The 13,183-nt window shown below is 71.9% G+C and carries 13 protein-coding genes and 1 pseudogene; 4 read left to right on the forward strand and 10 right to left on the reverse strand.

The window, feature by feature from the left end; all coding sequences use genetic code 11:
- Positions 1-2: 2 nt before the first annotated feature.
- The 5 genes from QMO56_RS04935 to QMO56_RS04955 all read right to left on the reverse strand — a co-directional run bounded on the left by QMO56_RS04935 (position 3) and on the right by QMO56_RS04955 (position 5,649).
- The gene (locus QMO56_RS04935; protein WP_283523923.1) at positions 3-2,144 is read right to left on the reverse strand and encodes a molybdopterin cofactor-binding domain-containing protein; all 2,142 of its coding nucleotides are present in this window, start codon (positions 2,142-2,144) and stop codon (positions 3-5) included.
- Positions 2,141-2,614, reverse strand: a complete 474-nt coding sequence (locus QMO56_RS04940; protein WP_283523924.1) for a (2Fe-2S)-binding protein — start codon at positions 2,612-2,614, stop codon at positions 2,141-2,143. The genes QMO56_RS04935 and QMO56_RS04940 overlap by 4 nt, the downstream gene beginning before the upstream one ends.
- Positions 2,611-3,591 carry a tripartite tricarboxylate transporter substrate binding protein gene (locus tag QMO56_RS04945; RefSeq protein ID WP_283523925.1) on the reverse strand — a complete coding sequence of 327 codons (981 nt, stop codon included), beginning with the start codon at positions 3,589-3,591 and terminating at the stop codon, positions 2,611-2,613. The genes QMO56_RS04940 and QMO56_RS04945 overlap by 4 nt, the downstream gene beginning before the upstream one ends.
- Before the next feature lie 63 nt (positions 3,592-3,654).
- Positions 3,655-4,635, reverse strand: a complete 981-nt coding sequence (locus QMO56_RS04950; RefSeq protein WP_283523926.1) for a tripartite tricarboxylate transporter substrate binding protein — start codon at positions 4,633-4,635, stop codon at positions 3,655-3,657.
- Positions 4,636-4,725: 90 nt separating this feature from the next.
- Positions 4,726-5,649: a fumarylacetoacetate hydrolase family protein gene (locus tag QMO56_RS04955; protein WP_283523927.1), complete on the reverse strand. Its 924-nt coding sequence runs from the start codon at positions 5,647-5,649 to the stop codon at positions 4,726-4,728.
- A gap of 105 nt (positions 5,650-5,754) precedes the next feature.
- Between QMO56_RS04955 and QMO56_RS04960 the strand changes: the two genes are divergently transcribed.
- The 3 genes from QMO56_RS04960 (at position 5,755) to QMO56_RS04970 (ending at position 7,592) form a co-directional block, all read left to right on the forward strand.
- A complete protein-coding gene (locus tag QMO56_RS04960) occupies positions 5,755-6,489 on the forward strand; it encodes a FadR/GntR family transcriptional regulator (protein WP_283523928.1) in 735 nt (244 codons plus the stop codon).
- 255 nt (positions 6,490-6,744) lie between these two features.
- The gene (locus tag QMO56_RS04965) at positions 6,745-7,323 is read left to right on the forward strand and encodes a hypothetical protein (RefSeq protein ID WP_283523929.1); all 579 of its coding nucleotides are present in this window, start codon (positions 6,745-6,747) and stop codon (positions 7,321-7,323) included.
- Between the two features lie 74 nt (positions 7,324-7,397).
- Positions 7,398-7,592 carry a CsbD family protein gene (locus QMO56_RS04970; protein ID WP_283523930.1) on the forward strand — a complete coding sequence of 65 codons (195 nt, stop codon included), beginning with the start codon at positions 7,398-7,400 and terminating at the stop codon, positions 7,590-7,592.
- A 61-nt stretch (positions 7,593-7,653) separates the two neighbouring features.
- On the opposite strand, the gene QMO56_RS04975 is transcribed toward QMO56_RS04970, so the two are convergent.
- Positions 7,654-9,129, reverse strand: coding sequence for an MDR family MFS transporter (locus QMO56_RS04975; RefSeq protein ID WP_283523931.1), 1,476 nt, complete (start codon positions 9,127-9,129; stop codon positions 7,654-7,656).
- Positions 9,130-9,301: 172 nt separating this feature from the next.
- A pseudogene (locus QMO56_RS26975) lies at positions 9,302-9,799 on the reverse strand (AraC family transcriptional regulator); the annotation flags it as partial.
- Here QMO56_RS26975 and QMO56_RS04980 point away from each other — a divergent pair.
- Positions 9,798-10,052 carry a hypothetical protein gene (locus tag QMO56_RS04980; RefSeq protein WP_283523932.1) on the forward strand — a complete coding sequence of 85 codons (255 nt, stop codon included), beginning with the start codon at positions 9,798-9,800 and terminating at the stop codon, positions 10,050-10,052. The pseudogene QMO56_RS26975 and the gene QMO56_RS04980 overlap by 2 nt on opposite strands.
- Positions 10,053-10,135: 83 nt before the next feature.
- Here QMO56_RS04980 and QMO56_RS04985 read toward each other — a convergent pair whose 3' ends face one another.
- From QMO56_RS04985 to QMO56_RS04995, 3 genes are read right to left on the reverse strand one after another with little or no spacing between them, the layout of a single operon-like run.
- Positions 10,136-10,945 (reverse strand): carbohydrate ABC transporter permease, encoded by an 810-nt coding sequence (locus tag QMO56_RS04985; RefSeq protein ID WP_283524107.1) that lies wholly within the window; start codon positions 10,943-10,945, stop codon positions 10,136-10,138.
- A 41-nt stretch (positions 10,946-10,986) separates the two neighbouring features.
- Positions 10,987-11,862: a carbohydrate ABC transporter permease gene (locus tag QMO56_RS04990; protein WP_283523933.1), complete on the reverse strand. Its 876-nt coding sequence runs from the start codon at positions 11,860-11,862 to the stop codon at positions 10,987-10,989.
- A 19-nt stretch (positions 11,863-11,881) separates the two neighbouring features.
- Positions 11,882-13,168: an ABC transporter substrate-binding protein gene (locus QMO56_RS04995; RefSeq protein WP_283523934.1), complete on the reverse strand. Its 1,287-nt coding sequence runs from the start codon at positions 13,166-13,168 to the stop codon at positions 11,882-11,884.
- Positions 13,169-13,183: the final 15 nt, after the last annotated feature.

Consider the following 13,183-nt stretch of genomic DNA (forward strand, 5'->3'; position numbering starts at 1 on the left):
GTTCAAAGCTCCATCGCGGCGGCGAGGTTCTCGGGGGTGAAGGGCAGGGCGCGCGGACGGACGCCCAGCGCAGCATGGATGGCGGCGGCGATGGCGGCGATGGTCGGCCCCATGCTGCATTCGCCGGCGCCGAGCGGCGGCTCCTCGGGCCGGGAGAGCAGCCGCGCCTCGACCTGGGGCACCTCGGAGAAGCGCAGCACGGGATAGCGTTCCCAGGCATCGCTGGTGACGGTGCGGCGGTCGAAGGCCACCGCCTCCTTCAGCGCGATGGAGGTGGCCTGGATGGCGCCGCCCTCGATCTGGTTGAGCGCCCCGTCGGGGTTGATGACCTGCCCGACATCGGCGGCGATCCAGAGGCGGCGGACGCGCACCACCTCGGCCGCCTCGACCTCGGCGGCGACGGCGCACCAGGCGCCGCTGCCCTTGTAGCGGGCGGCGGCGAGGCCATGGCCGATGCCCTCGGCCTCCCCGAGGCGCGGCCAGCCGCACATGCCGGCCACCTCGCGCAGCACGGCGGCGGTGCGCGGGTCCTCCAGGTGGCGCAGGCGGAAGGCCAGCGGATCCTCCCCGAGATGCTCCGCCAGCTCGTCCATGACGGACTCGTTGGCCCAGACATTGACCAGCGCGCCCAGCCCGCGCAGGGCCGAGCTGCGCAGCGGCATCTCGGTCAGGCGGCGCAGGGTGATGTGCAGCGCCGGGATGGCATAGCCCGGCTCCGCATTGCGCTGCGCCCCGCCGCCCGCCTTCATCGGGGCATTGACCGCGACGGGGTGCGGGAAGGGCTCCTCCAGATACTGCGCCGCCAGCAGGGTGGGCGAGGCGGCGCGGCCGGGGCGGGAGGAATGCCCGTTGCCGATGATCTCCGAGCGCCAGTGCCGCAGCCGGCCTTCGCCATCCAGGCTGGCCTCGACGCGCACCAGCGTGGCCGGGGAATGCGGCGACCAGGCCAGCTCCTGCGCCCGGCTCCAGCGCAGCCGCACCGGGCGGCCCGGAGAGGTGCGGGCGGCGAGGGCGGCATCCAGCGCGACGTCGTCGGCGCCGTTGTGGCCGTAGCAGCCGGCGCCCTCCACATGGCGGACGGTGATGCGCTCCGGCAGCAGGCGCAGGGCCAGCGCGAGGTCGGCGCGCAGGTTGTAGACGCCCTGGCTATGGGTCCAGACCTCCAGCGCCGCCTCCGTCCAGAGCGCGACGGCGCAGGAAGGGCCGATCGAGGCATGCGCCAGGAAGGGGCGGAAGAACTGCGTGCTCACCCGATGCGCCGCCGGCGGCAGCTCCGCCTCCCGCAGGGTGACGGTGCTTTCCTCGGCGGGCGCGCCGGCCAGCCAGTCGGACAGGGCGGCCATGTCCGGCAGGCTGTCCTCCGCCTGCCACTCGGCGCGGCTCGCGAGACGGGCGGCGGCGGCATCGGCCCCGGTCTCGCTTTCCGCCAGCACGGCCAGGAAGCTGCCATCCCGCACCACCTGCACGCCGGGCGGCAAGGCACCTTCGCGGAGGCCCAGCAGCCGGGCGCGGCGCGCCGGCGGGCGGATGACGCGCGCATGCAGCATCCCCGGCAGGCGCAGGTCGTGCAGGAAGCGCGGCGCGCCGGTCAGCTTGTCCATCAGGTCGAGGCGCGGCACCGGGCGGCCGACGACGCGGTGCGCGGCAGGCGGCTTGGGCGCGGCCTGCCCGGTGGCCTCCGCCTCCAGCAGGTCCTGCCCGGCCAGTTCCCAATAGGAGCCGAGCCGGCCCTCCGGCCCGAGGAAGTCGCCATCCTCGACGCGGATGGCCTCCAGCGGCACACCGCTTTTCTGCGCGATGACGGAGAGAAAGATGGCGCGCGCCTCGGCGCAGGCCTGGCGCAGCGCCATGCCGCATTCCTGCACGGAGAGACTGCCTGACGTGACGCCCTCATCCGGGCTGTCCGGCGTCGCGGCCGCGCGCAGGCGGATGCGCTCCAGCGCCACGTCCAGCTCCTCGGCGGCGATCTGGGCGAGCGCGGTCAGGATGCCCTGGCCCAGCTCCACCTTGCCGGGGGTGAGCGTCACCGTGCCCTGCTCCCCGATGCGCAGCCAGCGCGAGAGCCGCGGCTGCACCGCGAGGCTGCCGGGCAGGGGGCGGCCGGCGGCGGCGCCGCCGGTGGCGAGCGAATAGGCGAGGTTCATGCGGCGCGCTCCTCCGCCGCGCGCAGCACGGCACGGATGATGCGGTTCTGCGCGCCGCAGCGGCAGAAATGCGGCTCCAGCGCCGCGCGCACCGCGGCTTCGTCGGGGGTGGGGTCCGCCTCCAGCAGGGCGGCGGCGCTCACCAGGATGCCGGAGAGGCAGTAGCCGCATTGCCCCGCCTGCTCCGCGGCGAAGGCGCGCTGCAGCGGATGGGGATGTGTGGCATCCCCCAGCCCCTCGACGCTCTGCACCGCCCGGCCGGCGACGGCCTCGGCGGGCAGCGCGCAGCAGGGGCGGGACTCCCCGTCGATCCGCACATGGCAGGCGCCGCAGGCCTCCTCGCCGCAGCCGAAGCGGGGGCCGGAGAGGCCGAGCGGCCCGCGCAGCGCCTCCAGCAGGGTCATGCCCGGCAGCGCCTCCACCTGCACGGGCTGCCCGTTGAGGATGAAGCCGATCCGGGCATCGTTCATTGCGGCTGGATCTTCGCCAGGGTGATGTATTCGCGCTGCGTGGCGATGTCCTTCTCCAGAAAGGCGCCGAACTCCCCGACGCCCATCGGCATGGGCTGCGAGCCCTGCTGCGCCATGGCCTTCACGGTGTCGGGCGACCGCAGGACCTGGTTCACCGCCGCGTGCAGCTTCTCGACCACCGGGCGCGGCGTACCCTTAGGCGCCATCAGCCCGAGCCAGATCGAGGCCTCGTAGCCGGGCAGGCCGCTCTCGGCCACGGTCGGGACGTCCGGCAGCAGCGGGTCGCGCTGCGGGCCCGTGGTGGCCAGCGCGCGCACGCCGCCGGACTCGATCAGCGGCCGCATGGTCGGGATGGCGTCGAACATCATCGGCACCTGGTTGCCCAGCACGGCGTTGCGCGCCTCGCCGCTGCCGCGGAAGGGGACGTGCTGCACCTCGATGCCGGCCATCGCGCAGAACACCGCGCCAGCGATGTGGTAGGGCGTGCCGGGGCCGGAGGAGGCGAAATCCAGGCCACCCGGCTTCGCCTTGGCGAGCGCGATCAGCTCCCGCACGTTCTTCGCCGGCAGCGCGGCGCTCACCACCAGCACGTGATGGGCGATGTTGATCGCCGCCACTGGCTCCAGGTCCCGCATCAACCGGTAGGGACGGTTGGGCAGCAGCGTCTCGTTGGCCGTGTGGGTGTTGGACATCACCAGCAGCGTGTAGCCATCGGGCTCTGCCTTGGCGACGGCGTCGGTGCCGATCACCGCGCCGGCGCCCGGCCGGTTCTCGATGACGAAGGCCTGGCCCATCGCCTCGCTGAGCCGCTCGGCCAGCAGGCGGCCATAGATGTCGGCCGAGCCGCCGGCGCCGAACGGCACCACGATCCGCACCGTGCGCGAGGGCCAGCCGCCCTGCGCCCGCGCGACCGGCGGCAGCCCGGCGGCCATCAGCCCGAGGCCGGCGCCGGCGAGACCCCTTCGTGTCAGCTTCATCGTGTTGATCCTCCCCCTGGGTTATTCATTCTTGCCGGTCTGACGCGATCGGCCGGCGATGGCTCAGTCCAGCCGCCCGATGCGGCGCACGGCGCGGATCAGCCGCGCGCTGTCCTCGGCGAAGAAGCGGTCGAAGGCCTCGCCATCCTGGTAGGCCACGGGGCTGCCGGCAGTCGCCAGCGTCTGGCGCAGCGCGTCCGAATGGCAGGCCTCGCGCAGCGCCGCGCGCAGCCGCGCCTGGATCGGCGCCGGCGTGCCGGCGGGCAGGAAAAGGCCGGTCCAGATGTAGAACTCGACCTCGGGATAGCCGAGCTCGATGAAGGTGGGCACACCGTCGAAGTCGGCGATGCGCTCCGAGCCCCAGCCGGCCAGCGCCCGCAGCCGCCCCTCGCGCAGATGCGGCAGCACCGGGCCGGGTCCCGAGGCCATCGCATTGACGGTGCCGGAGAGCAGCGCCGTCAGCGCCGGGCCACCGCCCTGGAAGGGCACGTGCAGCAGGTCGATGTCGGCGGCGTTGGTGAACATCGCCATGGCGACATGCAGGGTGGAGTAGTTGCCCGCCGAGCCGTAGCTGATGGCGCCGGGCCGCTGCTTCGCGTCCGCCACCAGCTCGGCCACGTTCGTCCAGGGCGCCGAGGCCGGCACCACCAGCAGGGTCGGGTCCGCCGTGATGCGGGCGATTGGCGCAAATTGGTCCACCGTATAGGCCGGCGTGCGGCCCTGGATGCGCTCGGCCTCCGGCAGCACCGCGAGCGAGGAGAGGGCGAGCAGCGCCGTATAGCCGTCCGGCTCGGCGCGGGCGACGCTGGCGCTGCCGACGATGCCGCCGGCGCCCGCGCGGTTCACCACCGGCACGGGCTGGTGCAGCAGCTTCTCCAGCGCGGCGGCGGTGGGGCGCGCCGTCACATCGGCCTGCCCGCCGGGCGGAAAGGCCACCACCATCTGGATGGCGCGGCTGGGATAGGTCTCCTGTGCCCGTGCGGCGCCGGCCGGCGGCATGGCCGCCAGGGCGCCGCCAGCCATGAGAAGCTGTCGTCGCAACATGCCTTGGTTCCTCCCGGTCTCTTGCCGGTTCGCTTGCCTTGGACGTCAGGGGTGCGGCGGGCGCGGCGCTGGGGCGCCCGCCGCGATCGGTCAGGCGGCAGCCTGACGGGCGGGCGCCAGGCGGCGCACCGTGTTGCGGATGCTGCCGATGCCGCTGATGGCGCATTCCACCACGTCGCCGTCGCGCAGGAAGCGGGGCGGCTTGGAGCCGATGCCCACGCCCTCCGGCGTGCCGGTGGCGATGACGTCGCCCGGCAGCAGCGCGGTGCTGAGGGAGATGGTCTCGATCAGCGTCGGGATGTCGAAGATCAGGTCGGCCGTGCTGGCATCCTGCCGCGCCTCGCCATTGACCGTGCAGGTGACGCGCATGGCGGCGGCGTCCACCTCGTCGGCCGTGACGATCCAGGGGCCCATCGGGCAGAAGCCGTCGATGCCTTTCCCCAGCAGCCACTGCTTGTGCTTCTGCTGCAGGTCGCGCGCGGTGACGTCGTTCACCACGGTGTAGCCGAAGACATGCGCCATGGCGTCCGCCTTGGCGATGGCGCGGCCACCCTTGCCGATCACCACGGCCAGTTCCGCCTCGTAGTCCACGCCGGCATCCAGGCCGGGCACCAGCGGGATGTCGGCCGCCGGGCCGGAGATGCTGGTGAAGGGCTTGGAGAAGATGATCGGGCTGGAGGGGATGGCGTCCGCCGCGCCGGCGGCGCTGGAATCATAGCCGCTGCCGGCGAATTCCCGCGCATGGGCGTGATAGTTCTTGCCGACGCAGAAGATGTTGCGCGGTGGCTTCGGCAGCGGCGCGAGCAGCATGGCGGGATCAAGCGGGCGGCCTTCGCCGGGCATCGCGGGCAGCGTGCCGGCACCCGCCAGATGCGCGATGGCCGCCGTCATGTCGCTCGCGGCGGCCTCCGGCAGGCCCGGCAGCAGCTCCGCCAGCGGATGGAAGCGGTCGCCCTGCGCCGTGACCAGCGCGACAGTGGGACGACCCTCGACTAGGATGGTGGCGAGCCGCATCGGGAACCCTTCTCTGGAAATGGACCAACTTTACCGCTATTCTGATCCAATTATGAGCCATGATGATTGGACCAATCCGGCGCGTCAAGCAGCGAGGCTGCCGGCATGACCGCGCTCCCGCCCACCCCGCCGCGCGAGCGGGGAGATGCGGAGCGGCTGCGGCAGCGCCTGGCGCAGGATCTGCAGTCCGGCCGCTGGCAGCCCGGGGAGAAGCTGCCCACCGAGCGCAGCCTCGGCGAGCGCTACGGCATGGCGCGCAACACCGTCCGCCGCGCGCTCGACGCCCTGGCGGCGGAGGGGCTGATCGAGCGGCATGTCGGGCGCGGCACCTTCCGCACCGGCGCCATGGGGCAGGGCGCGGCCGGCGCGGCGGCACCGGCTGAGCTGGACGCCCTGCCGGATGCGGAAGCCTTCGGTCCCGCCGAGGTGGTGGAGTGCCGGCTGGCCTTCGAGCCGGAGCTGGTGGCCCTGGCGGTCTCGCGCGCCAGCCCGGCCGACCTCGCCCGCATGGAGGAGTGCCTGCGCCATGCCGACGCGGCGGCGGACCTGCCGGAATTCGAGCGCTGGGACGGCGCGCTGCATGACGCCATCGCGGTGGCGACCCACAACAGCGCCGCCATCGCACTCTCCCGCTCGCTCGCGCGGGTGCGGCTGCAGGCGGAGTGGGGCGCCCTGAAGGCGCGGGGGGCGACGCCGGTGCGGCGCGCGGCCCTGCAGCGGCAACACCGCGCCATCATCGCGGCGCTGCGCCAGCGTGACCGAAGCGCCGCCCGGCGCGCCATGCGCGAGCATATCCTCTACGTGCAGGCCTATATGTTCGGCGAGGAAGACGGCGGCTGAACCGGAGGCCGCCGCAGCAGCGGAGGAGGTCAGCCGCCCGGGCTCCCGAGACTGTTTGTGACGAAAGTCGGGCGGGCCGCATGGAACCATACGGCCCGTGATGCACTTTTTCCATGCGCCGTCCATCGCACGGCGCGCCCCGGGCCCCGGCGACACGCCGTGCGGGCAAAGGGGCGGCGCCAGCATGCGGCTGGCCATCCGGGACAGGCGGCAACCGCGGCCCGGACTCCAGAGAAGCTTCGAAGGAGACACGGCATGACTGTGAACAGGATTGTTGCGACCACCGCGCTGGCGACGACGCTGGCTCTTGGTGGCTTTGGACTCGCCCATGCGCAGGCCGTGAACCCGGACCAGCCCGGCAGCGCCAGCGGTGGGCTGCGGGCGAGTGCCAACCCGAGCGGCACCGGCACTGGCGCCGCGCTTCCGGGCAATGCCAAGAACACCGGCGCGCCGGCGGCTGGCGGCAAGGCGCAGCACGCCAACGCGGCAATGAGCAAGGATCAGGTCCGCAACGCGCTGCACGCCCGTGGCTATTCCGACATCAGCGGCCTGGAGCGCGAGGGTGACAGCTTCAAGCTTGACGAGGCCAGGCGCTTCGGTGCCGAGGTCGAGGATCTGCGCGTCGATGCGAGCACCGGGAAGGTGCGCGACGAGAAGCGGCTGAGCGAGGACCAGGCCCGCAACCTGCTCAAGCAGCGCGGCTACTCGGATGTGAGCGAGGTGAAGCGCGAGGGTGACACCATCAGCGCCAAGGCCAGGCGCAATGACCGTCAGGTGCAGCTGCGGATCGATGCGCGCTCCGGCGATGTCACGCAGCAGCAGGCGAGCAACTGACCGGCGCCGGCAAGGCGTCCGGCGGGAGGGAATTCCCCTCCCGCGTGAAGCAACCGCAGGACAGGGAGATCATCATGGTCGACAAGGATCGCGTCGAGGGTTCCGCCGAGCAGGCGAAGGGCAGCATGAAGGAAGGCGCCGGCAAGCTGACCGGCGACGAGAAGATGCAAGCCGAGGGAAAGGCCGAGAAGGCCGGCGGCAAGGTGCAGAACGCTGCCGGCAGCGCCAAGGACAGCGCCCGCGACGCCCTCGGCAAGGGGCAGGGCTGACCCGCGCTCCCTTTGAAGCCCGGCACCAGCGCACCCCGGGTCCCGGACCCGGGGTGCGGCCTCATTCTCCCGGCACCTTCCGCGGCGCCGGACCCTGGGTATCCTTCGGCACCAGCGTGGCGGCCAGCAACGTCAGCGCCGCGATCGCGAACACCGCCCAGAAGGTGAGATGAAGCGCATGGCTGAGCGCCGCGCGCACCGCCGCCTCGCCGGCGACGGTGCCGGAATGCTCAAGCAGTTGGCGGATCTGCTCGGAGTTCGCGGGCGAGAGGCCGTCGCCGCCGCGCGCCAGGCTGAAGTTCAGCACCGCACCCAGCACCGTGGCCCCCAGCGTGCTGCCCAGGTTCCGCGAGAAGATGTTCGAGGCGGTTGCCGCTCCGCGCTCGGCCCATTCGACGCAGGTCTGGATGAGGACGATGGAGGCGTTGCTGAGAAAGCCCATCCCGAAGCCCATGACGAGCGAGCCGAGCCCCGCCACGACAGGGGAGCTGCCCGGCCCGAGCGTCAGGAAGGCCAGCGCGCCGAGGGGCAGCAGCGCCGCGCCGAACAGCAGGATGTTGCGCAGGCCGAAGCGGGTGAAGTTCTTGGCGGCGATGGTGGCGCCGACCGGCCAGCCCAGCACCATCATGGTCAGCGCGAAGCCGGCCACCAGGGCGGACTGGCCGAGCACGCCCTGGACATACATCGGCAGGAAGGTCGTCAGCCCGATGACGGTCATGCCGCTCAGCAGCGTGGCGGCGTTGGCCGTCGCGATCGGGCGGCGGGACCAGAGGCTGAAGGCCATCATCGGCTCGCGCGCGCGCCGCTCCTGAAGCACGAACAGGACCGCGCTGACAGCACAGATCGCCGCCGCCGTCAGCGCGGTTCCGCCGCCATCGGCGCCGGCTTCGGTGAGCGCCACCATGAGGGAGGCCACCGCCACCGTGAACAGCGCCGCGCCGGAGACGTCCAGGCTGCGCTGTTTCTGCTCGACCCGCTCCCGCAGGAAGACGAGGAAGCCGGCCGCGGCCAGGACCCCGATCGGCAGGTTGATCCAGAAGATCCAGGCCCAGCTCAGATGCTGGATGATCAGCCCGCCGGCGAGCGGTCCCATGACCGAGGAAATGCCCCAGACGCTGGCCAGATAGCCCTGGATCTTGGCGCGCTCCTGCACGGAGTAGAGGTCGCCGATGACGGTGATCCCGACGGGCTGGATGGCCCCCGCGCCAACGCCCTGCAGCAGCCGGAAGGCGATCAGCGAGGGCATGGACCAGGCCGCGCCGCAAAGGAAGGACCCCACCAGGAAGACCGCGATGCCGGCGAGCAGCACCGGCTTGCGGCCATAGAGGTCGGCCAGCTTGCCGAACACCACGGTGGTGGCGGTCTGGCTGAGCAGGAAGGAGGAGAACACCCAGGAATAGAGGTGCAGGTCGCCGAGCTGGCTCGCGATCTGCGGCATCGCGGTCGAGACGATGGTGGCCTCGATGGCGATCATGAACATGGCGGCCATGACGGAGGCCAGCACCAGCGGACGCCGGAGAATCGGAGGCTTTGACATGCAACCCTGGTAAGGCCTTTGGCCAGGGCCGAGAACCTGGAGCGCGCCGGAAGCTGCCGTGCCTTTCCGGCAGGGCAATCTCGTCCGGGCAGCCGGCTCCGCGCGGGCCGCGATGCGGAAGCCGCCCCGCGGCCGGGGACATGCCCGCGGAAGCGTGGATGCGGCGCCAGGCGGCCGGCGACACGCCGACGACTTTGTGAAAGGCGCGGCTGAAGGCCGCCTCGGAATCGTAGTCCACCTGCCCGGCGATCCGTGCGACGGGCTGGCCGCTGTCGGCCAGCATTCCGGCCTTCAGCTGCAGCCGCCATCGGGCGAGGCATCGCATCGTTGGCTGCCCGACCAGCCGGGTGAACCGCTCAGCGAGGGAGGGGCGCGACAGCCCTGCTTCGCGCGCCAGGCGCTCCAGCGTCCAGCAGGCCGCCGCTTCGCCGTGCAGCAGGTTCAGCGCGCGGCCGACATGGGGGGGCGCGCAGGCCGGCGAGCAGCCGGTCTCCTCGGCCGGTGCGGCCTGCAGGTGGCGGCGCACCAGCTCGATGAACATCAGCCCGCTCAGCCGCGCCAGGATGCACGCCCCGCCGATGCGCTGGCGTGCGCTCTCCCCGACCGCCGCATCGACCAGATGCCTGAACCAGCTGCCCCCGGCCTCCGCCCGGCTGCGCAGATGCAGCATGCGCCGCAGGGCGTTCAGCAGCGGGTTGAAGGGCCGGGCGGAGGCGATGGTCGCCCTGCTGGAAGGCGTGCTGGGCGATCGGCCCGGCGCGCCGGTGCGGCCGATGCCGGAGCATTTCGGCGCCATCCACCTCTACGTCCATGCCGTCGAGATCTCCGGCGGCCGCAGCGGGCGGCGCCCCATGCGGCGCGGCTGCTGCGCGCCGCCGCGGCGCAGGGCAATGCGGCCCTCGCCAGGGAAGCGCGCGCGATGATGGAGCGGAACTGGTTCGGCGGCGAGGCGCCGGCGCCGGAGCAGCTTTAGAAAGATCCGGGGGAATTCTTCCCCCGGCCTTTTTCAGCGGATGCCCGCGCGCATGAAGGACTGCACGAACTGCCGCTGGAACAGCAGGAAGGCGAGCAGCAGCGGTGCCGCGCTCAGCAGCGTGGCGGCGCTGATGATGGCCCAGTCGATGCCCTGGTCGGTGGAGGCGAAGACGGCGAGCCCGACCGTCACCGGCCGCACCTCCACCGTGTTGGTGATGACCAGCGGCCAGAGGAAGTTGTTCCAGTGGTAGGAGACGGAGGTCAGGCCGTAGGCCAGGTAGGTCGGCCGGGCCAGCGGCACGTAGACGCGCAGCAGGATGGCCAGCGTGCCGCAGCCCTCGACGCGCGCGGCCTCCTCCAGCTCACGCGGCACCTGCCGGAAGGCTTGGCGCAGCAGGAAGATGCCGAAGCCCGAGGCGACATAGGGCAGGCCGATTCCGAGGATGCTGTCCACCAGCCCCAGGGCGCGCATGGTGCGGTAGTTCTCGACGATCAGCATGTCCGGCATGATCATGAGCTGCACCAGCACCAGCGCGAAGAGCAGGCCCATCAGCCGCGAGGCGCTGCGGGCGAAGACGAAGGCCGCCAGCGTGCAGAGCACGAACTGCCCGGCCAGCACGAAGCTGACCAGCAGCACCGTGTTGAGGAAGTACTGCGCGAAGGGCGCTGCATTCCAGGCGGCGACGAAATTGGCGAGCGTCAGCGGCGCCGTGAGATCGAAGCGCGTGGCATAGCCGGTCGGGTGGAAGGCGGCCCAGACGGCATAGAGCAGCGGCGCCACCCAGACCAGGCCGAGCAGCCAGGCGGCCGCCGTTTCCAGTACGGTGCCGAGGCGGGGCATCGCGCGGGTCTCGGCGGGGAGGGCGGGGGCGATGGCGGCGCTCACCGGTAGTGCGTCCGGCGGCCGAGCAGCAGGAACTGGACGGCGGCGAGCAGGCCCAGCAGCAGCAGCAGGACCACCGTGGCGGCGGAGGCGAGCGCCGTATCCCAGAAGCGGAAGCCCGCGTCGTAGATGTAGGTCAGCAGCAGGGCGGTGGCGTTGTCCGGCCCGCCATGCGTCATGACGATGATGTGGTCCACCAGCCGGAAGCTGTTGATGACGGCATTGACCACGATGAACAGCGTGGTCGGCCCGAGCAGCGGCAACGTCACGCGCCAGAACACGCGGGCGCGGGAGGCGCCCTCGACCGCCGCCGCCTCGTGCAGCACTGGCGGGATGGCCTGCAGCGCGGCGAGATAGAAGATCATGAAGAAGCCGGCCTCCTTCCAGACCGCGATCGCCATCATCGCGCCAAGCGCGGTCTCGCGCGAGCCGATCCAGTTGGTCGGGCCCCAGCCGAGCAGCGCGCCGGTGATGCGGTCGAGAAGGCCGTAATCGGGCGTGTAGAAGAACAGCCAGAGATTGGCGACCGCGATCATCGGCAGCACGGTGGGGGTGAAATAGGCCATGCGCAGCGCCGCGCGGCCGCGCAGCTTGCCGTTCACCCAGAGCGCCATGGCCAGCGCCAGCCCGACGGAGAGCGGCACGGTGCCGAGCGCATAGATCAGGTTGTTCCACATGGCCTGCCAGAAGACCGGGTCCTCGGCCAGGGCGGCGTAGTTGGCGGCGCCGACGAAGCGCGACGGCCGCGCGCCCCGCGGCGTCGAGAAGAAGGAGTGCCAGAGGGTCGCCACCGCCGGATAGTGGGTGAAGGCGACCAACAGCAGCATGGCCGGGGCCAGCATCAGCCAGGCGTGCAGTCTCGCGCGTCCCTGCATCGCTGCGCCCCGCGCCGGATCAGCCGCGATAGCTGCGCAGGATGCGCTCGGCCTCGGCCTGGGCGTCGGCCATGGCCGGGCCGGCCTGCTTGCGGCCGGTCAGCGCCGCCTGCAGCCCGTCGTTCAGCGCCTTGGTGACGCGCTGGTTCTCATGCGTGGAAAGCTCGGCCACGGCATGGGGAAGCTGGTCGCGCGCCACGGCGGCGGCGGGGAAGCCGGCGACGTAGTCCTTCATCTTCGGCGTCTCCCAGGCGGCAGGGCTGACGGCGACATAGCCGGTGTCGATGCCCCACTGCGCCGCGCGCTCCGGCGCGGTCAGGAAGCGGGCGAACTTCAGCGCGGCCTCGCGCTGCGCCGGAGAGGCCGACTTGAAGACGTAGAGGTTGCCGCCGCCGGTCGGGCTGCCCGGGCGCTTGTGCGCCGGCAGCATGGCCACGCCGAAGGGGAAGGGCGCGTTGGCCTTGACGTTGGTCAGGTTGCCGGTGGTGGTCCACATCATCGCCACCTTGCGCTCGAAGAAGTCGCGCGGCGTGGTGCCCCATTCGACGATGCCCGGCGGGTGCACCTTGTGCTTGGTGGCGAGGTCCATCCAGTACTGCAGCGCCTCGGCCACCTTCGGGTCGGCGAAGTAGGTCGTGTCGCCCGCCTCGTTCATCAGGCGCACGTCATTCTGCGTGGTCAGCGCCTGGAACAGCCAATAGGGGAAGCCGGAGGAGGGGATCTGGATGCCCCATTGCGTCACCTGGTCGCCCTGGCGCTTCGTCAGCTTCTGCGCGAAGGCGAGCTGCTCCTCCCAGGTCTTCGGCGGCGTTTCCGGGTCAAGCCCGGCCGCCTTGAAGGCTTCCTTGTTGTAGTACATGACGATGGTGGAGCGCTGGAACGGGATGCCCCAGGTCTTGCCGCCGGTGCGGCTGTTCTCCAGGAAGGCGGGATAGAAGCCGTCCAGCCAGGCGCGGTCCACGCCCTCGACCTCGTCCCAGGGGGCGACCACGCCCTCGTCGATCAGGGTGAACATGTCGGTGGAAAGCAGGCAGGCGACCTGCGGCGCATCGCCGCCCTTCGCGGCCGTCAGCGCCTTGGTGATCGAGTCCTGGTAAGAGCCGGTATAGACCGGGCGCACGCGGATGCCGGGATTGGCCGTCTCGAAATCGGCGCAGTAGCCGTCGATAATCCTGGTGATCGGACCGCCGACGGCGACCGGATAGTTGAAGGAGATCTCGACCGGCGTCTGCGCGCGCAGCGCGGGGGCGGCGAGCATCGGGGAGGCGGCGAGCGCGCCGAGCGCGGCGCGGCGGGTGATCGGCATGGCGTCCTTCCTGCG

The sequence above is a fragment of the Roseomonas sp. E05 genome, from assembly GCF_030063475.1.
In the GTDB taxonomy this organism is placed as follows: domain Bacteria; phylum Pseudomonadota; class Alphaproteobacteria; order Acetobacterales; family Acetobacteraceae; genus Pseudoroseomonas.